17 protein-coding genes are annotated in these 18,227 nt (G+C 57.2%); 9 read left to right on the forward strand and 8 right to left on the reverse strand.

Going from position 1 to position 18,227, the window contains the following annotated elements; all coding sequences use genetic code 11:
• Window positions 1-20: 20 nt before the first annotated feature.
• Entirely contained in the window at window positions 21-980 is a 960-nt protein-coding gene (locus AHA_RS08525; protein WP_115586412.1) for a hypothetical protein, read from the reverse strand.
• Between the two features lie 178 nt (window positions 981-1,158).
• On the opposite strand from AHA_RS08525, the gene thiI reads away from it, so the two are divergent.
• The gene (gene thiI, locus AHA_RS08530) at window positions 1,159-2,607 is read left to right on the forward strand and encodes a tRNA uracil 4-sulfurtransferase ThiI (protein ID WP_011705585.1); all 1,449 of its coding nucleotides are present in this window, start codon (window positions 1,159-1,161) and stop codon (window positions 2,605-2,607) included.
• Window positions 2,608-2,685: 78 nt separating this feature from the next.
• Here thiI and AHA_RS08535 read toward each other — a convergent pair whose 3' ends face one another.
• Both AHA_RS08535 and AHA_RS08540 read right to left on the reverse strand, forming a co-directional pair.
• Entirely contained in the window at window positions 2,686-3,078 is a 393-nt protein-coding gene (locus AHA_RS08535; protein ID WP_039214967.1) for a hypothetical protein, read from the reverse strand.
• Window positions 3,079-3,179: 101 nt separating this feature from the next.
• Window positions 3,180-3,812 (reverse strand): trimeric intracellular cation channel family protein, encoded by a 633-nt coding sequence (locus AHA_RS08540; protein ID WP_011705587.1) that lies wholly within the window; start codon window positions 3,810-3,812, stop codon window positions 3,180-3,182.
• A gap of 416 nt (window positions 3,813-4,228) precedes the next feature.
• Between AHA_RS08540 and flaA the strand changes: the two genes are divergently transcribed.
• The 7 genes from flaA to AHA_RS08575 all read left to right on the forward strand — a co-directional run bounded on the left by flaA (window position 4,229) and on the right by AHA_RS08575 (window position 11,375).
• Window positions 4,229-5,137 carry a flagellin A gene (flaA, locus tag AHA_RS08545; protein WP_011705588.1) on the forward strand — a complete coding sequence of 303 codons (909 nt, stop codon included), beginning with the start codon at window positions 4,229-4,231 and terminating at the stop codon, window positions 5,135-5,137.
• A gap of 578 nt (window positions 5,138-5,715) precedes the next feature.
• Window positions 5,716-6,621 (forward strand): flagellin B, encoded by a 906-nt coding sequence (gene flaB / locus AHA_RS08550; protein WP_011705589.1) that lies wholly within the window; start codon window positions 5,716-5,718, stop codon window positions 6,619-6,621.
• A 38-nt stretch (window positions 6,622-6,659) separates the two neighbouring features.
• Window positions 6,660-7,100 carry a flagellar protein FlaG gene (locus AHA_RS08555; RefSeq protein ID WP_011705590.1) on the forward strand — a complete coding sequence of 147 codons (441 nt, stop codon included), beginning with the start codon at window positions 6,660-6,662 and terminating at the stop codon, window positions 7,098-7,100.
• A gap of 26 nt (window positions 7,101-7,126) precedes the next feature.
• Window positions 7,127-8,536 carry a flagellar filament capping protein FliD gene (fliD, locus tag AHA_RS08560; protein ID WP_011705591.1) on the forward strand — a complete coding sequence of 470 codons (1,410 nt, stop codon included), beginning with the start codon at window positions 7,127-7,129 and terminating at the stop codon, window positions 8,534-8,536.
• 25 nt (window positions 8,537-8,561) lie between these two features.
• Window positions 8,562-8,984, forward strand: a complete 423-nt coding sequence (gene fliS / locus AHA_RS08565) for a flagellar export chaperone FliS (protein WP_011705592.1) — start codon at window positions 8,562-8,564, stop codon at window positions 8,982-8,984.
• Entirely contained in the window at window positions 8,981-9,280 is a 300-nt protein-coding gene (locus AHA_RS08570; RefSeq protein ID WP_077392344.1) for a hypothetical protein, read from the forward strand. Before fliS ends, AHA_RS08570 begins: the two co-directional genes overlap by 4 nt.
• A 7-nt stretch (window positions 9,281-9,287) precedes the next feature.
• On the forward strand, window positions 9,288-11,375 hold the full coding sequence (locus tag AHA_RS08575) for a motility associated factor glycosyltransferase family protein (protein ID WP_164927788.1): 2,088 nt from the start codon (window positions 9,288-9,290) through the stop codon (window positions 11,373-11,375).
• Window positions 11,376-11,463: 88 nt separating this feature from the next.
• Here AHA_RS08575 and AHA_RS08580 read toward each other — a convergent pair whose 3' ends face one another.
• From AHA_RS08580 to AHA_RS08600, 5 genes are all read right to left on the reverse strand, one after another.
• Window positions 11,464-12,285, reverse strand: coding sequence for a cobalamin-binding protein (locus tag AHA_RS08580; protein WP_011705594.1), 822 nt, complete (start codon window positions 12,283-12,285; stop codon window positions 11,464-11,466).
• The gene (locus tag AHA_RS08585) at window positions 12,278-13,228 is read right to left on the reverse strand and encodes a cobalamin biosynthesis protein (RefSeq protein ID WP_164927598.1); all 951 of its coding nucleotides are present in this window, start codon (window positions 13,226-13,228) and stop codon (window positions 12,278-12,280) included. The genes AHA_RS08580 and AHA_RS08585 overlap by 8 nt, the downstream gene beginning before the upstream one ends.
• Window positions 13,225-13,917, reverse strand: a complete 693-nt coding sequence (mtnN, locus tag AHA_RS08590; protein WP_011705596.1) for a 5'-methylthioadenosine/S-adenosylhomocysteine nucleosidase — start codon at window positions 13,915-13,917, stop codon at window positions 13,225-13,227. The genes AHA_RS08585 and mtnN overlap by 4 nt, the downstream gene beginning before the upstream one ends.
• 107 nt (window positions 13,918-14,024) lie before the next feature.
• On the reverse strand, window positions 14,025-14,783 hold the full coding sequence (locus AHA_RS08595) for a substrate-binding periplasmic protein (RefSeq protein WP_011705597.1): 759 nt from the start codon (window positions 14,781-14,783) through the stop codon (window positions 14,025-14,027).
• An 89-nt stretch (window positions 14,784-14,872) separates the two neighbouring features.
• A complete protein-coding gene (locus AHA_RS08600) occupies window positions 14,873-15,805 on the reverse strand; it encodes a ZIP family metal transporter (RefSeq protein ID WP_011705598.1) in 933 nt (310 codons plus the stop codon).
• Window positions 15,806-16,182: 377 nt separating this feature from the next.
• Between AHA_RS08600 and AHA_RS08605 the strand changes: the two genes are divergently transcribed.
• Complete coding sequence (locus AHA_RS08605; RefSeq protein ID WP_045790137.1) at window positions 16,183-17,814, forward strand: methyl-accepting chemotaxis protein; 1,632 nt, start codon at window positions 16,183-16,185, stop codon at window positions 17,812-17,814.
• Window positions 17,815-18,227: the final 413 nt, after the last annotated feature.

The raw sequence follows: 18,227 nt of genomic DNA on the forward strand, positions 1-18,227 counted from the left end.
CCCCGCAGGGTGTCGCGGATTCAGGGCTTGACCTGACCCAGCCGGGTGAAGAAGTGCTGGCTCTTGCGCTGGTGGAAGTGGCTCTTCTTGATGGAGTGAAACACCAGCTTGCTGTCTGGATGGCTCGCCTTGAGGCGATGGATCATCGCCATGGCCGGTAAGCCAGTACTGACGAGCGTGGTGAGCGGCAGGCTCTGGGTCTGCGGCCCCAGCAGCTGGTTGAGCCCCTGCTGGGCCTGCTCGAAACGGGTCAGCACGGCGGGCTCGGCGTAGCCGCTGCCCAGCATGGCGAGCAGGGCATCGAGCGCCTGATTAAACTCGGCCAGCTGCTGGCGAAAGCCGCTGCGGGCGCGCAGGGCGATCAGCTCTGCAAATGGGATGTCGGCCAAGTGAGTGGGTACTTGCAGCGGGATTTCCAGATGGAAGCAATCCTGACCACCGCGGTTGTGATAGCGGGATTCAAGCAAGTGCAGCAGCCGGTCCAGATAGTCGTGATCGGTGATGAGCGCCCCCTCATTGGCGAGCGCCCACTCGCGGGCGAGCCGCATGGAGAGCAGGTTGGCAAAGCGGCGCGCCATCCTGAACCCGCCCTCCTCCCGGCTGGCAAAACCATGCGCCAGACAAAAGCCGTGCAACCGCTCCAGCCCTGCCTGGGCCGGGCAGAAGCAGTCGTGGTTGGCCGGCGTGCGCCAGCGACCGATCAGCTCCTTGTTACCAAACACCTTGTGACGCACGAAGTCGGGGGCGAGCAGGCTGCTCAGCTGACTCTCCAGCTGGGGCGTGATGGCGGCAAAGAAGGCGGCATCCGGCCGCTCGGCCAGCAAGTCCGTCTCCTGTTCGAGGGTTTGCAGCAGGGCGGTGAGGCCGCTCTTCTCACTGACGGTGAAGACGAAGGCGAGCCGCTCCAGATAGAGCAGGGCAAACTTGAGCCAGAGCTCGTCGCGCACTTCCATGCCGGGGTAGTAGATGTAGGTCTTCATCGAATGGGTCTGTGGTCAGGAATGTTGCCGGGACGCAGGTTCGGGAATATACGCAAGATTGCCTCGGTGCGGCAAACATTGCGTGGGGGAATGTGAGCAAACGCTCATCCAGTAGGCGCTGGCCACAAAGTTCTGATATAATTCGCGCCCTTAAATCAAGGTCACCCGAGTCATTACCATGAAGTTCATTATCAAGCTGTTCCCGGAAATCACCATCAAGAGCAAGTCGGTTCGCCAGCGTTTCATCAAGATCCTGCAGGGCAATATCCGCAATGTCCTGCGCCGCTTCGACGACGATGCCCGGGTACGGATGGATTGGGACAAGCTGATCGTGAGCTCCCGCAATGACCAGTTCCGTGAACAGGCCATCGAAGCCCTGGCTTGCATTCCCGGCATTCAGGCTTTCCTCGAGGTGCAGGCCAGCAAGTTTACCGATCTGCACGACATCTTCGAGCAGGTGAAAGCTGTGTGGGGTGACCAGCTCGAGGGGAAAACCTTCTGCGTACGCGCCAAGCGCCACGGCAAGCATGAGTTCTCTTCGCTCGAAGTGGAACGCTACGTTGGCGGTGGTCTGAACCAGCACTGCGTGAGCAACGGCGTGCGCCTCAAGAACCCGGATGTGAAGATCAACCTCGAGATCGATGGTGAAGAGCTCTTCATCGTCAGCGCCATCCATCAGGGCCTGAGCGGCATGCCCATCGCTACCCAGGAAGATGTGCTGAGCCTCATCTCCGGCGGTTTTGACTCGGGCGTCGCCTCCTTCCAGTTCATCAAGCGCGGCTGCCGGGTGCACTACTGTTTCTTCAATCTGGGTGGGGCCGCTCACGAGATCGGCGTCAAGCAGGTGGCCTATCACCTGTGGAACCGCTTCGGCTCTTCCCACCGGGTGCGTTTCACCGCGGTGGACTTCGAGCCGGTGGTAGCCGAGATCCTCGAGAAGATCGACAACGGCCAGATGGGCGTGGTGCTCAAGCGAATGATGATGCGCGCCGCCGCCAAGGTGGCCGACGAGTTCCAGATCCCGGCGCTGGTGACCGGTGAGTGCGTGGGTCAGGTCTCCAGCCAGACCCTCACCAACCTGAACGTCATCGACCGGGTGACCGACAAGGTGATTCTGCGCCCGCTCATCACCTGGGATAAGCCGGACATCATCAGCGAAGCCCGCCGTATCGGCACCCTGGAGTTTGCCGAGACCATGCCGGAGTATTGCGGTGTCATCTCCAAGAAGCCGACCGTGAAGGCCGAGCTCTCCCGTATCGAGGCGGAAGAGGAGAACTTCGACTTCGCCATTCTGGACAAGGTGGTGGCCGAGGCCCGTTACCTCGACATTCGTCGCATCGGTGAAGAGACCGCCGCCGAGGTGCAGGAAGTGGAGACTACCGCCGAGAGCGGCGACAACGAGGTGATCCTCGATATCCGCTCCATGGACGAGCACAACGAGAAGCCGTTGCTGGTGGAAGGGCGTGAGGTCATGCATATCCCCTTCTTCAAGCTGACCACCGCCTTTGGCGATCTGCCCAAGGAGAAGACCTACCTGCTCTATTGCGATCGCGGCGTGATGAGCAAGCTGCAGGCGCTCTATCTGAAAGAGAAGGGCTTTGCCAACGTCAAGGTGTACCGCCCGTAATGTGACGTTCAAGCATGCATAAAAAAATCCGGCCAATGAGCCGGATTTTTTTATTTCACTCGGGGGAGATGATGTTCGTTAAGGGCAGGGCACCGGGGTAAAGGTGGATTGCCCCTGACAGCGCCACCCCATCTCCGCCTGGCGCATCTGCCACAGGTTGTTGCTGCGAAACAGGGTCAGGATGTAGATCATGTCGCTCTTGGTGCCGTCGAGGGCAACCGAGAGCACCAGATCGTTGTCCAGCTGTTGTGCCTGGATGCGACTGGGGATGTCGCTGTGGCCGACAAAACGCAATGCCACTTCACGATAGTCATTGACCCAGCTCTGCTGGGCAGTGCTTGCCTGTCGGATCTGCTGGTTGAACTGCTGCACCGGGGTGGAAGCGAGCCGTCCAAACAGTACCTGCGCTTCGGCCTGCGCCGTTGCCACATTCATCAATAGCAGTGATGTGATGAGTCCAAGTTTTTGCATGAGGGATTCCGGCTTACAACACTGGACCTTATGACAACAGAAAAGCCTGCTTGGTTCAACGCAACCTGGCCAGGAGTGCGACTCTCCCCCTGGCCACGGCATCAATTGCGCTGCAGGGAGAAGGTGGGCAGTGACAGATGCCAATAGATAGCCGCCACTCGCAGACCGAATACCGCCGTCATGCAGATGAGCATGGCGGTCACCCGATCCACGTTTATCTCCAGCGCCAGGGTATAGAGGATGCCCCCCAGGATGCAGGCGGTGGCATAGATCTCTTTTTGCAAGACCATGGGCACCTCCCGGGCCAGCACGTCCCTGATCATGCCGCCGGCCACCCCTGTCATGGTGCCCATCAATACGGCAATCAGCCCCGATGTGCCAAAGTTGAGGGCTTTTTGCGCCCCGATCACGGTAAAGAGTGCCAGCCCGAAGGCATCGGCGACCGGCAGCACGTACCAGGGCATGCGGCGGGGCAATTTAACCATCCACATCCCGATGAGTGCCGTTGCTATCACCACCCAGATGTAGAGCGGGTCGCGTACCCAGAAGACGGGGGTGGCCCCCAGGATCATGTCGCGGATGGTTCCGCCCCCGATGGCGGTGACTGCCGCCAATACCATGACGCCAAAACCGTCCATCCTGAGGCGACCCGCCACCAAAACCCCCGAAAACGCGAATACCGCAGTACCAAACATGTCGCTGATGTAAACAATCTGCTCAACCAGTGTCTGCATGGAGAACAACTCACGTCCAATTGTTGATGGGGCCGCGATTTTAGGGGGGATTGCGGCGTCTGACCAATGACTGCCTGCAAGAAGTGGGAGCCAGACCAAGTTTTTGCGGGTGGTGATCATGCCGGTTGTCGTCATGGCGCCAGAGCGGTGCCAGATTGCCGATAAGGCTCACACTGCCTCACCCATCGCCCTCCGTTGCTTGCCTCATGAACCTTGTAGGAAGAGCAGGGCATTTTTTTCCTCAAGTTCAACGAGAACATGCCGATAAATAGGGTAAGCGGCGTTAATGCGATGAAGCGTTGAAAATAATGCTAAAGACATCGAAAAAGAGGCCGTTAAATAAGACGCATCGAACAGGAAAGACAATAAAGTTCGAGCAAATTAGATAGTAAATTTAATAGCTTAGGAGAATAGTCATGGGTCTTTATATCAATACGAACGTTTCATCGCTTAACGCTCAGCGTAACCTGATGAACACCAACAAATCTTTGGATACATCCTACACCCGTCTGGCATCTGGTCTGCGCATCAACAGCGCCAAAGACGATGCCGCCGGCCTGCAGATCTCCAACCGTTTGACCTCCCAGATCAATGGTCTGGATCAGGGCAACCGCAACGCCAACGACGGTATCTCCGTCGCCCAGACTGCTGAAGGCGCCATGGATGAAATCACCTCCATGCTGCAACGGATGCGTACCTTGTCCCAGCAGTCTGCCAACGGTTCCAACAACACCGATGACCGTACCGCGTTGCAGCAAGAGTACACCCAGCTGATTACTGAGATTGACCGAGTAGCAAAAGATACTACTTTTGGTGGTACGAATATATTAAACGGCAATTATTTTGGAACTTTCCAAGTTGGTGCTGATGCTGGTCAGACAATTACTTTTAAACTGACATCAGCCTTTACCTTGAGTGGTATAGCATCAGCTTCTAAAGGTAGCGCAACAGTTCAATCTGTTGCTACAGCTGATAAATATAAAGTCACAAAATCGGCGACAGCAACAACAACGACTAGTGTGGGCAGTATCACAACGGCAAGCGCAGCCCAGCTAGCTATGGCGAATTTGGATTTTATGATTAAGGTGGTTGATAGCAAGCGTGCGGAATTGGGTGCGGTGCAGAACCGGTTCGATTCAACCATTCGTAACCAGGCGAACGTCTCTGAAAACGTCAGTGCCGCGCGTTCACGGATCCGCGATGCCGATTTCGCGACCGAGACCGCCAACCTGACCAAGCAGAACATTCTGCAACAGGCTGCCTCGACCATACTGTCCCAAGCAAACCAGCGTCCGCAGTCAGCACTCTCCCTGCTGCAGGGCTGATAAAAGAAAACAGGGCGGTTGTTCAGGCCGCCCTGGTCAAGAGATGGAACAAAGGGGTGTTCGGTTCGCACTCTGTTCTATCGGGAGAGAATCTATTCTCTACTAGTAAAGCCAAGTGTTGTACAGCTGTTCAGTTCTGTCACGCTTGGTCATATTCTCCTGAGCGTATGCTCGTTTTAGGCCGGATTTTCCGGCCTCTTTTTATTGTGCCGTCAAATTGACGCCACTCCCCCATAGCAAAGCACAAACTGTGCCAAATATGTTCATTCATCTCTCCAAGCTGGTCTCAGGTCTGCTGCCGCGTCCAAGGACATAGAGTGCCTGCCGTTTGCCGCTTGCCGGACAAAACTTGCCACCTTCGGCAATTATTTTCCTAAAGCTTGTCGCTGTTCTGCCGTTAAATAAAGTGAAGCAATCGAGGGGTGTTCGGAATCCAACGTTTGCACTACTGCGGGTGGCCTGTCCGTTCAAACAGACACCCGCCAGAAGAATCAGGATCGTTCAACCTGTTCTTCTAACGGTGGGACGCCGCTTTGGCGGCGCAACCCGCAGTCGCATGTTCTTCGGGAGAATATTTTATGGCCATGTATATCAACACGAATACTTCATCACTGAACGCCCAGCGTAACCTGATGAACACCAACAAGTCCTTGGATACGTCCTACACCAGACTGGCTTCCGGTCTGCGTATCAACACCGCCAAGGACGATGCCGCCGGTCTGCAGATCTCCAACCGTTTGACCTCTCAGATCAACGGACTGGATCAAGGTAACCGCAACGCCAACGATGGTATCTCTGTTGCCCAAACGGCAGAAGGGGCCATGGATGAAGTAACTTCCATGTTACAGCGGATGCGTACACTAGCCCAGCAGTCCTCAAATGGATCCAATAATACGGACGACCGTGTCGCACTGCAGCAGGAATATGATCAGCTAATAACTGAGATAGACCGTATTTCTGAAGACACTACTTTTGGTGGGCAGAAGCTGCTTGATGGCAAGTACAAGGGGACTTTCCAAGTTGGTGCTGATGCAGGGCAGACTATCTCCTTTAAAATGACGTCTGCATTTAGTATCAAAGGAATTGCAACAGCAACAAAAGGAAGTGCAACAGTTGCCTCCACTGCTACTGCAGATAAATATACTGTATCAAAACTTACAACCGCAGCGACGACTACTAGTGTGAGCAGTATTAAAACTGCAAGTGGAGCTCAGCTGGCCATGGCGAACCTTGATTTCATGATCAAGGCAGTTGACAGCAAACGGGCAGAGCTGGGTGCGGTGCAGAACCGCTTCGACTCGACCATTCGCAACCAGTCCAACGTTTCCGAGAACCTGAGTGCAGCACGCTCTCGTATCCGCGACGCAGACTTTGCGACCGAGACTGCCAACCTGACCAAGCAGAACATTCTGCAACAGGCGGCGTCCAGCATCCTGGCGCAAGCCAACCAAAGACCGCAATCTGCTCTGTCCCTGCTGGGTTAACAGAAACGCAGTGATGAGATAGAAAGAGGAGCGACGATATGGCCAATGAAATTGGGATCCCGTCATCGGTCACTCCTTCTTCTCTTCAGTCAAGTAGCAAGAGCGGCCAATCGGCCGCTCAAGTGCTATCTGGCACGACGGAAGAGCAGCGGGTGACGGCACAGGATGTGAAAAAACAGCAAGAGGGACAGCCTGGTGAAAAAAACGTCAAACAAGATGTGCCTCAGGCAGACATTGAAAATGAGGTCCAAAAGTTGCAAGAGTTCAGTAAGTTGCAAGGCTGGACCGTCAATTTCAGTGTTGAAAAGGATCTGGATCAGGTGGTGATCAAGGTGGTAGATGCCGAGACCAAGTCAATGATCCGGCAAATCCCAAGCGAAGAGTTGCTGGCTATCAGCAAACGAATTAAAGATCTGCGTGAAAGTGATGCGACCGGAGGAGGTTCACGCGCCGGGTTGCTGCTCGATAACGAGATCTGATATGAAAACTTAAGAGGAGAGTGAGTATGCCCACCATTACGTCTGCAGGTGCCGGCTCCGGACTCGATTTGGAGTCAGTGATTGCTGCCAGCGTCGATGCCAAAAAAGCACAGCTGATGCAGCCCATCACCACCAAGAAGACCAACACTCAAATCACTCTCTCCGGTGTGGGGCAGCTGAAATCTGCCATCGCCTCTTTCGTGACTACCTTGCAGGCGATGGCGAAAGATGACGCGTTCAACAAACGCTCCATCAACATTACCCAGGACAAGGACAAGCCTGTGCTCAAGGTGGAGAGCAAGGCAGGGGCCTCCAATGGGCAATATGATATCAGCGTCGAACAGCTGGCAAAAACCAGCAAATTTGACGGTACCTTCGACTCGTCGACCACCCCTCTTATCACCCAAGACGGAAAATTGACGTTCAAGGCTGGTGACAAGACCTTTGATGTCGATGTCAAAGCTGGCGATTCGCTGCAATCTATTCGAAAACGCATCAACAATGACGCAGACAACTTCGGTTTGAGCGTCAACATCATGAATACCTCCGATGGCAAATCCAAGCTGATGATCGATTCCGGGGTCAGCGGCAGTGGCAAGGATCTGCAGATCACCAGCAGCACTACCGAATTGACCGACAACTTGGTCTCTAAGCTAACCAAGCGCCAGGACGCTCAGGATGCCAAGATCAAGGTGGATGGCAACACGCTGACCAGCGCGACCAATACCTTTGATGGCACAATTGTCGGACTCAAGCTGACTGTGCTCAAAGAGTCGGACAGTACGACCTCGACCGATGCAGATGGCAATCCCGTCAAGACCTACAGCTCGAACAAGGTTGATGTAAGCACCGACAAGGCCGGCATTAAAGACATGGTCAAAAGCTTTGTCGACGGCTACAACGCCCTGGTGAAGAAGAGCAATGAGCTGGGCAAACGCAACTCCATCGTGGCCGGAAAAAGCCAGAATGATGGCGGAGCCTTGGCTGGTGATGCGACGACACGCGCCGTGATCAACATGATGAACGGTGCCATTACCGAACCCTCACAAAAATCCTCAACCTACTCAACGATTTTCCAGATGGGTGTGAAGATGGACAACAAAGGGGTTCTCTCCATTGATGACACCAAGTTCAGCGAAGCCATCGACAAAAACTTTGATCAGGTGGTGGCGGTTTTTGGTGGCAAGGATGGGGTGGCAGGTAAACTGGCCGGACAATTGGAAACCTACTCCAAAACCGGAGGCTTGCTGGCCAAGCGGGAAGATACGCTGAATTCGGATCTACGTGAAGTGAGCCGCAAGGAGTCGGATGTCGCTTCCCAGCTGACCAAGTATCAGGAGACCCTCCGTGCCCGTTATGGCAGCCTTGACACCATGTTGGCCAAGATGAACAAGTCGGCCTCTTATCTCAACCTGCTCAATACCAAAACGAATTAATACGTAGTCAGGAGCCGTGTCTCGTATGTATCGGAAAAATATCAAGGCCTATACCACCCAGAATCTGCAGTCTGAGCTTGCGGTGGCCGATCCCTACCGGGTGATCCAGTTGTTGATGCAGGGCTGTCTAGAGCGGCTTGCCCAGACCCGTGGCGCCATCGAGCGTCGTGATTTCGAGGGCAAATCCCAGTCTGTGTCCAAAACTATGGCCATCATCAATGGTTTGCAGGACTCGCTGGATCTCTCTTACGGCAAGGTGCCTGAGGATCTTTTTGCTCTGTATGACTATATGAAGGTGCGGATGATGGATGCCAGCCGCGACATGGACATCGCTGCCATTGATGAGGTAATGACCCTGATGCTGACCGTCAAAAGCGGCTGGGATGCCATTCCGGTCGAAGAGCGCGACAAGGCCATTGCCCAGCAAAAAGCGGGCAGGACGGAATGAGCGATGCCATTTTGTCCGGGTTGATGGCTCACGGCAGCCAGCTGTTGCTGCTGCTGGAGAGAAATGAGTTGTCGGCAGCGGAGGCACAAATGGATCACTATCTTGATGCTTTCGATGGTGTGTTTCGGGAGTTCCCCGCGGAAAGCCACCTTGATATGAAACAGCAGCAGGCTCTGTTGCAGTTTCAAATGATCCATGAGCGAATCGTGAGCGCCAGGAGTCTGGCAGAAGATGAATTGCGCCAATTCTCCAAGGCTGGGCGAGCAACAAGCCTTTACAAGTCGAATGCGGGTTAAATATCGAATGGATTTTAATAAAAACATTGAAAGTGCAGAGGAAGAGCTTTCCCGTCTTGCAGTTCAAAAAGAACAGGAGGCCGCCATGCTGGCGGTGTTGCCTGTTCGCCATCAGCTTAATATGGCCGCCTTTGAAAAATACATGCCAAGGATCCATGCATTTTTTAAAGAATATCAGCCAACCAGACCTTTTCGATTTTTCTGTAATGAAAATGGCATTCCAAATATTCTTTGGCTGGATGATGACGTCTCCCTCTATGGCGAGGATCCATTTGCCGAAGCACAAGCCCAGATTGCCGAGGTGATTGAGCATAGCGTACTTGAATGTATCGACTTCGTTCCTCAGTGGTATTTGGAGGGCCAAATCCATATCGCCTACAACAATGCCATTTCCAAACTAAAGGATAATGTATCGCTGGAAGGCTTGCCGCTTCGTAAGGCGCTGGATGCCGACATTCCCTTGTCATTCATGTACGGGATCGGCCTGGGTTATCAGCTGGGCTACCTGTATGAACGGTGCCGGATTCGAAATCTGTTTGCTTTCGAACCGGATATCGACATGTTCTATGCCTCGCTTTATTGTTTTGACTGGCACCAACTGCTCGAGTATATGGAGCAGGAGTCGCTGAGCCTGCATCTTTTTATCGGTGTGGATGAACAACTTCTGGTGGCCGACATGATGGAAGCGATACATCGCAAAGGAGCATTCTGGTCGGCGAGTTATTTCTCATTTTGTACTTATCACTCCCCCAAGCTACATGACTTGATCGACAAGGCAGAGAGCGAGTTGTATCTGCTCAGGACGGGTTGGGGCTTCTTCGATGACAATATTTATGCGCTGGCCCACAGTCACACCCATCTGCAGGATGGTACGCCGTTCCTGAAAAGGGAGCGGGATACCTCATTGGCCGAGCAGGTACCGGTATTCGTGGTCGGTAACGGGCCGTCGCTGGATCAGAACATCGACTTTATCCGGCAGCATCAGGGACAAGCCATCATCATCGCCTGCGGCACGGCCGTCAGTGCCCTGCACAAGGCGGGCATCAAACCTGACATATATGTGGCGGTGGAGCGCACCAAGAGCTCGGCAGATTTTCTGCGCATTCTCGATGCGGATGACTTTCTAAAGGATGTGGTCTTCCTCAGCGTCGATGTGATCCACCCAGAGTGCAAGACTTTTTTCCGCAAAACAGGTCTTACTTTCAAACCTAATGAACCCATGTTCTCCATGCTGGTCAGCCGGTTTAGTCAGGCTTTCGAATATGAGTCCATTGAATTTTCCAACCCCTTCGTTGGTAATACCGGTCTCAACTATGCTGCCCTGCTCGGTTTCAAGCAGGTATACCTGTTCGGGATAGACAATGGTTACAAGTATGCAGACAAGCATCACTCCAGTTTGAGCCTCTATTACAACGAGAAGAAAGAAGCCAAGTACAATGAAAGTCTAAAAGATACTTTCCCGGCTCCGGGCAATTTTGGCGGGGAAGTGCGGATCAATCACCTGTTTGGTCTGGCCATTCATAATATGACGCGCGTGCTGACTGGCCATCCGGATATACACTGCCTGAATTGCAGTGATGGTGCCTACATTGACGGTGCCATCCCTCAACGGGTTGATGCTCTGCAAATCAGCGGCCCTGAGCTGGATAAAATCGCTCTGCTTGATGAGCTGATGGCGCGCAGCTTTCAGCCGTTCGACATGACCAGTATCGACTTCAATGCCGCGCTCAACGTACCGCTGTTTGACGATTTGCTGGAGAAGTTGCGTACCGACTGGCAAACGGTCAAATACGAACACAATGAAATATTGGCCATGATGCAGCGTCATCACGATTATCTGCTGTATTTGCTGATGAGCCGTGATTGTCATCTTTATCGCATTTTGATTGGCTCGATGAACTATTTCTACGCCAACATCATCGGTTTGATGATGACCCTGCTTGACGCTGCTCCTGACAAGTTTGAAGCCAAGATAAAAGAGGCTGAGACTATCCTCGAGCGGTTCTTTGATGATGCGAAGCCGATTTATGCCGATGCCTTCCAGCGTCACGATTCCGTTTATTTCGTGGGGCTGAATATCTTCAAGCAGAAGTAACGGCTATCCCTCATCACATGTCTGCTGAATAAAAAACACCGGCGCTTGCCGGTGTTTTTTTATTGTGAAAATAACCACGCAACGTGGCCTACTGGTTCGGCTGTTGCGCCTCTTCAATGGCCCGACATATCTGCTCCACGGCGTTGAGCGCTCTTGGGGTGAAACGGTGCAGTTCGTCCGAGTTGATGAGGAGTAGGCGCTGATGGCGGACGGCGTCCAGATTGGGCCACTGTTGCCAGTGGCGTAGAGCGTCGGGATCTTGACTCCCCGCCAGGATCAGCGCCGGATTGGCCTTGATTACCTGTTCCAGGCTGACCTGAGGGTAGGGCGTGCGGGCCGCTGCCATCACGTTTTCCCCGCCGCACAGCTTGATGGCCTGGGCGGGCCAGGCATTGCCGCTAACGCTGGTGAGCGGTGGATACCAGAGCTGATAAAACACCTTGATATGTTTTGGCTTGCCGTAGCGCTGCCCAAGTGCGGCCAGGCGGGCGAGATAGGCATCGGCCTCGGCATTGGCGGTTTGTCCCACCCCCAATGTTTTTCCCAGCACCCGCATCTCGGTGGCGAGGGAGGCAAAGTCGGTCGGTTCTGAATAGAACACCGGGATCCCCAGCTGCTCGACGGGGGCCAGCATACGGGATTGGGCGGAGCGCCAGGCGACGATCAAGTCGGGCTTTTGGGCCAGCAGGGCTTCCAGATTGATGCTGCGGTAGTTGGCCACCTGGGGCAGGCGTTTGACCTCGGGGGGATAATCGGAGGCATCGTCGGTGGCCACGATGCGATCACCGGCACCGATGGTAAACAGCAGTTCGGTCAGATGAGGAGTGAGGCTGACGATGCGTGTCGGCGTCCCGGCCAGCAGGGCGGGCGACACGCACAACAGGCAGAGCAGGGTGAACCATTTAGCCATGCAGCTGCTCCAGCACAGTGAGCAGCAATGCCAGCGCCAGCCAGCCCCAACCGGCTTGTTGCAGACGGTTGAGCAGACGCAGGGCCGTGCTGGCCTCCGGCTCGGCGGCGGCGTCAAACACGGGGAAACGGACCAAGCAGCCCTGATAGTAACGGGGACCACCGAGCTTGCAGCCCAGCGAGCCAGACAGCAGTGCCAGTAGTATTCCCATGGCGGGGTAGGGCCAGCGTATCGCCGTGCGCAGCCGGCTTGCCAGCTGGCGCAGCTGGGTCAGGCACAAGGGCAGGGCCAGCAACAAGATGGCAGGGGTACACAGGGCCTGATAGAGCACGGCGGCGGCCCGGCCAAAGTGGGCAAAGGCTGGCAGTTTCGGGCTCCAGCCCTGATTCATCAACTGGGCGAGGCGCCACAGCAGGGCGCCTTGCACCCCCGCCAGGGCAAACCCCAGCAGAGGGCCGGCCCACTGTCCTATCAGGCGCAGGGCACAGCTTTCGCTGACCGCCTTGGCAAGCCCCATCAGGGAGAGCTTGCCGGTGTCGCGTCTGAGCCAGGGGGCGGCCTGCAGCCGGGCCACCACCAAGGTATCCTGGTCTGTCAGCGCGCGAGTGGCACGGGCCAGCTCCCGTAGCGGACGCGATTCCAGCATCAGCAGCAGAAACAGCAGATCGAACAGCGGCTCCGAGAGCGAGAGATTGCGCACCGCCCAGAGTCCGGCGGCGCAAGGCAGCCAGACAATCAGCATGGCCAGCAGACCGGCCTGCAATTGCTGCCCGGGGGCGCCATCGGGGCGACACACCTTGTGACCCAGCCGGGTCAACAGCGGTACGACGGCGGAGAGCCGATAGTGGGCCGGCCAGGGCACGATGGCCTCCAGCAGGGCGGCCCCGAGCAAGATGGCCGCCGGAGTGGCGGCCATCTGTTCCAGCGTGGTGAGTGGGATCACAGCTTGCCGAGCATCTTGATGATCACCTCGGCGGAGTGCTTGCCGGCCACCTCGATGAAGGCATCGAAGGATTCAACCTGTTCCTTGCCGGCGATGTCGGACATGGCACGCACCACCAGATAGGGCACCTTGAACATGTGGCACACCTGACCGATGGCCGCCCCTTCCATCTCGACCGCCAGCATCTGCGGGAAGTCGGCACGGGCTTTGGCGATGGCGTCCGGCTTGCACATGAACTGATCGCCGGTGCAGATGAGGCCGACTTTGGTCTGATGCTTGCCCTGTTCGGCGATGCAATCCTGGGCGACAGCGATGAGCGTCTCGTCGCAGGGGAAGGCGGCCGGTTGCTGCGCCATCTGGCCCATCTCGTAGCCAAAAGCGGTGACATCCACATCGTGGAAGCGCATCTCGCTGGCGATCACCACGTCACCAATGTGCAGGTCCTGGGCAAAGCCGCCGGCAGAGCCGGTATTGATGACGCAGTCGGGAGCGAATTTTTCCAGCAGCAGGCTGGTGGCGACGCTGGCGGCGACTTTACCGATGCCGGAGCGGGTCAGGATCACTTCTTTGCCTGCCAGGGTGCCCTGATAGAACTCGCAGCCGCCCAGTTGCAGGGTGGTCGGGTTGCTCATCTGGCTGCGCAGCAGGGCCACTTCCTGTTCCATGGCGCCGATAATACCTACTTTCATCACTCACCTCGTCTTGATGGCCATGCGGCCGAATAAGTTGTTGTGGATCATAACAAAAGTTGGCGATGGCGCCGAGCATTCCGATGCTGTGCGATGTGAAGGGGCGCTTAAGGGTAGCGCTTGGCCAGGTCAGCCAGCTCGCTGCTGTCCGCCAGCCGTTGCAGGGCATTGGCGAACAGGGCCAACCGGGCAGGGGAGGTGTGCTGGTAAAACAGGATGTAGAAGGGGATGGTTTCCATGGCGGTGGGGAGGATGCGAATTTGGCCGCTCAGATGGTGGCGCAGCAGGTCGGCCTCAAAGCCGGGTGAGCGGTAGTAGACGAAGCGCCCTCGTTTCATCAGCAGCTTGTCGTAATTGGCGGCACTGCTGATCCCTCCGCTGTCGATGATGAGCCCCTGCAGGGCCTGCAGCCGTTCGATGGCGCCGCTGCCGTGATTGATGAGGATGATACCCTCTTCGCCAAGGGCCCTGACGTCGTCCCACTGGCGGATCTCGACCGGATCATCGCTGCGCACCGCCAAGTGGTAGCGCACGGTGAAGATGGGGGGCTGCAGATAGAGGAAGTGGTTGCGACGGTCCGGGTTGTCGCCCACGCCGCAGATGAAGTCGAGCTGGCCGAAACGCACCTGTTTCTCCAGTCGCTTGAGGGGCACAAAGCGCTGATCGCCCTGGATGCGCAGGGCGGGCTCCTGGCGCTCCAGCAATCGAAACAGCTCGACGCAGAACCCTCCGATGCGGCCATCTGCCATCTGGGTGTATTTGGGGGCGGACTCGGGCTGCGCCGCCGTACGATAGATTTCGGTGGCAGAGACGGCCCGGTGAGCGACTGCCAGCAGACAACCCAGCATCATCACCCGGAATATCATGTCATGCTGGCCCTCGATGCGTGGGGAAATGTGGCGTTAGCCGGTCACGGCGCTAGTGCTCAAACATTACGCCATATATCAGAACCTTATCAACCAAGCGCCGTATCGAGGGTCATCATCAAGGCAAACCCGGCCATCAGGCCCAGGGTAGCGTGGGTCTGGTGGCCATTGCGGTGAGTCTCGGGGATCACCTCGTGAGAGACCACGAACAGCATGGCGCCGGCGGCCAGTCCGAGGCCGATGGGATAGGCGATGGCCAGCCCGCTGGAGAGGCCGACGCCGAGCAGGGCCCCGAGCGGCTCAAGCAGGCCGCTGCCGATGGCGACCAGCACGGCTTTGCCGGGCCGAAAACCGGCGGCGCACATGGCAAGCGCCACCGCCAGCCCTTCCGGTATGTCCTGCAACGCGATGGCGGTGGTGAGCGGCAGACCCACCGACATGTCACCCTGCGAGAAACTCACCCCGATGGCCATCCCTTCCGGCAGGTTGTGGAGGGCGATGGCAAACACGAACAACCAGACCCGGGAGCAGCTCTCGTGACCGGGACCACAGGGACCGGTCTTGTCATGCTCATGGGGGGTGAATTGATCGAGCCCCAGCATCAGCAGCACCCCGAGGGTCATGCCTGCCACTACCACGGCGGCGGCGAGAAAGCCGTCGCCGGTGATCCCCTCTGCCGCCTCGAGCCCCGGCAGCAGCAGGGAGAAGGCGCTGGCCGCCAGCATCATGCCGGCGGCAAAGCCCAGCATGCTATCCTCCACCCGCTGGGGGACCGAACGCAGAAAGAGGGCAGGCAAGGCGCCGAGCGCGGTGGCGGCAAAGCCGGCCAGGCCGCCGAGCAGGCCGTAGCGAACGCCGGGGCTGATGTCGCCGGCGGCCAGCATCACCAGGCTCTGCAGCAGCAACAGCACGACGGCCGCCAGTGCAACGAGCAGGCCGACGGCGATCACCGGGCGTGCCCGCAGTTGCTCGCGCAGCTGGGCAGACCAGGAGGAAAGGGGCAGGGCCGACGCGTTATCCATGAAGATCACCTCTCTTGCTTGATGACTGGGACGGCGAGGCGCCATCCTGGGACTCTTGCATTACAGCGAGCCGGGCCTGACTTGTCCATGCCGGTGCATCGATTGCATTCATCGGCTAACTATTTGAAATGATTTGGTCGCCTTGAATAGTTTGTGATGAAGGTCAGGTTGTACGAAAAAACAACTTGCTTTGTTGCGGCGAAAGCTGGTGAAGGAGTAGGCAGGTTTGTGGTAAAGTGCCGCCCTCGCGAAACCCACCCTTCCCTTGGTCTTTCGCAACGTCCCATCTCCCGCCAGGAAAGCCCGGGTTACCAGTTCATACGGATGTGATCGCCACTGTGCACCTGCTTGTCAGCAGTCGAGGATCACCAGCCACCATGTTTTACAAAAATCTGTCTATCGGCAAAAAGATTGCCGTGGTCTTTGCGGTCATTGCCGCCGTCAACGTGATATTCGGTATTTTTCTCTCCAGCGAGCTGCGCGGCGTGCGCGATCGCGTGCTGAATTTTACCGACTCCACCCTGCCGAGCGTGCTCTCGGTCGAGAACCTGCTCTACGACGTATCCTACGTGCGCCGTGCCCAGTTTGCCCTGCTGATGGTGGATGACGCCAGCGATCTGCAGGCGCGTCGCGGCCGGATCCAGGCCAGCGTCCAGAAAGTCGAGCAGGCCTTTCGTGCCTATGAGGCCACGGTCGGTGCCGACCATGAGCGTCAGGTGTTCAACCGCGCCAAGCAGGAGTGGCAACGCTACCTGAACTCGGTCAATGTGGTGGATCAACTGCTGGTGCAGGGTCAGCTGGCCCAGGCCAAGGATCAGCTGTTCCAGTCCAACCCCATTTATGGCGAGCTGGAGCAGGCGGTCAACGGTCTGGTGGAAGTGAACCTCGGCTTCGTGAAAGAGAACCGTGGCAGCCTGCTTGGCAGCGTCAACATGGTGACCAGTTTTGCCATGGTGAGCATCGGCAGCTTGCTGCTGTTCATGGTGGCCATGACCTGGTTCCTGACCCGCCAGATCTGCCTGCCGCTGCAGGCCGTGGTGGCGCAGGCCAACGCCATCGCCGCCGGTGATCTGACCCATCAGCTGGATCGCCAGCACATCGGTCGCGACGAGCTGGGCATGCTGGCCAAGGCCTCCCTCAAGATGCAGGACAACCTGCGTGGCCTGATTGAAGAGGTGGTGGCCGCTGTGACTCAGCTGGGGGCCGCCATTGAAGAGGTGAGCGCCGTCTCCGAGCAGTCGGCACAGGGGATCCAGAGCCAGCAGCAGGAGATCTCGCTGGTCGCCACCGCCATGGCCCAGATGAAGGCCACCGTGGCCGATGTGGCAGGCAACACCGAGACCGCATCCGAGTCGGCCAGCTCCGCCAATGCCTTGGCACGCCGTGGCAATCAGGATGTGCAGAGCTCGCTGATGTCCATCACCCGGGTTGCGGAAGAGATTGAACAGGCGGGCACCCTGGTTACCGAACTGGAGCGTGAATCCGCCCAGATCAACGTGGTAGTTGACGTGATCCGCGGCATCGCCGATCAGACCAACCTGCTGGCACTCAACGCCGCGATCGAGGCTGCCCGCGCCGGCGAGCAGGGCCGCGGCTTTGCGGTGGTGGCCGACGAGGTGCGCACCCTGGCGGGTCGCACCCAGGCTTCCACCGGCGAGATCGTTGCCATCATCGAAACCCTGCAGGCCCGTGCCAACCAGGCCAAAGAGGTGACCGGCCAGAGCTGCGAGATGATCCGCCAGTGCGTGGAGCAGAGCGAGCAGACCAGCAACGGCATCCAGCAGATTGAAGAGGCGGTGGCCCAGATCGCTGACATGGCCATTCAGATCGCCAGCGCCTGTGGCGAGCAGGATGCGGTCTCCGATGAGCTGGGTCGCAACGTGGAGCGGATCAACGAATCCTCCAACGAGGTCGCTGTTGGGGCCGATCATACCGCCCGCGCCTGCCTGGAATTGAGCCAGCTGGCTGCCGGTCTGCGTCAGACCATCGGTCGTTTCCGTCTGGCGTAATGCTGCCAGGCGCCAGGGAGGGCGACACAACCGCAGCTTGTATTGGCAGGCACCCAAACAACCCGGCTCTGGCCGGGTTGTTTGTTATTGGCCAGTGGCCACGCTCTGGAACATCTGGTTTGCAATGAAGGGAGTGCAAAGCGGGTTTGGTGAACGGCGCGGCAAGCTCGCGACGGCAGAGGCCGGCAGCCGGGGTGGTCTGTGAGCTGCTTGAGGGGCGAGGCCGGGTGGTGGCGCAGTGCTGGTTCTGGTTAGAAGGGGGGCGCATCCTCTTGCCGCGCTGACGAGACATCTACAAAGGCCGCCTTGCCTGGGCAACGGATGCAGCCACCCCGATGGGATAGGTAGGGCAATGACGTGTGGGGATATGGGCGCAGACTGGCACGCTTTCCTTGCTGACGGCCATAAAAAAA

Source organism: Aeromonas hydrophila subsp. hydrophila ATCC 7966 (assembly GCF_000014805.1).
Lineage (GTDB): Bacteria > Pseudomonadota > Gammaproteobacteria > Enterobacterales > Aeromonadaceae > Aeromonas > Aeromonas hydrophila.

Bases quoted from the DNA above. Each gene is read 5' to 3' on its own strand.
- AHA_RS08600 (WP_011705598.1), bottom strand. From the start codon at position 15,805: ATGGATAACGCGTCGGCCCTGCCCCTTTCCTCCTGGTCTGCCCAGCTG.
- AHA_RS08525 (WP_115586412.1), bottom strand. From the start codon at position 980: ATGAAGACCTACATCTACTACCCCGGCATGGAAGTGCGCGACGAGCTC.
- thiI (WP_011705585.1), top strand. From the start codon at position 1,159: ATGAAGTTCATTATCAAGCTGTTCCCGGAAATCACCATCAAGAGCAAG.
- flaB (WP_011705589.1), top strand. From the start codon at position 5,716: ATGGCCATGTATATCAACACGAATACTTCATCACTGAACGCCCAGCGT.
- fliD (WP_011705591.1), top strand. From the start codon at position 7,127: ATGCCCACCATTACGTCTGCAGGTGCCGGCTCCGGACTCGATTTGGAG.
- AHA_RS08595 (WP_011705597.1), bottom strand. From the start codon at position 14,783: ATGATATTCCGGGTGATGATGCTGGGTTGTCTGCTGGCAGTCGCTCAC.
- AHA_RS08575 (WP_164927788.1), top strand. From the start codon at position 9,288: ATGGATTTTAATAAAAACATTGAAAGTGCAGAGGAAGAGCTTTCCCGT.
- mtnN (WP_011705596.1), bottom strand. From the start codon at position 13,917: ATGAAAGTAGGTATTATCGGCGCCATGGAACAGGAAGTGGCCCTGCTG.
- AHA_RS08535 (WP_039214967.1), bottom strand. From the start codon at position 3,078: ATGCAAAAACTTGGACTCATCACATCACTGCTATTGATGAATGTGGCA.
- AHA_RS08540 (WP_011705587.1), bottom strand. From the start codon at position 3,812: ATGCAGACACTGGTTGAGCAGATTGTTTACATCAGCGACATGTTTGGT.
- AHA_RS08605 (WP_045790137.1), top strand. From the start codon at position 16,183: ATGTTTTACAAAAATCTGTCTATCGGCAAAAAGATTGCCGTGGTCTTT.
- fliS (WP_011705592.1), top strand. From the start codon at position 8,562: ATGTATCGGAAAAATATCAAGGCCTATACCACCCAGAATCTGCAGTCT.
- AHA_RS08555 (WP_011705590.1), top strand. From the start codon at position 6,660: ATGGCCAATGAAATTGGGATCCCGTCATCGGTCACTCCTTCTTCTCTT.
- AHA_RS08570 (WP_077392344.1), top strand. From the start codon at position 8,981: ATGAGCGATGCCATTTTGTCCGGGTTGATGGCTCACGGCAGCCAGCTG.
- AHA_RS08580 (WP_011705594.1), bottom strand. From the start codon at position 12,285: ATGGCTAAATGGTTCACCCTGCTCTGCCTGTTGTGCGTGTCGCCCGCC.
- flaA (WP_011705588.1), top strand. From the start codon at position 4,229: ATGGGTCTTTATATCAATACGAACGTTTCATCGCTTAACGCTCAGCGT.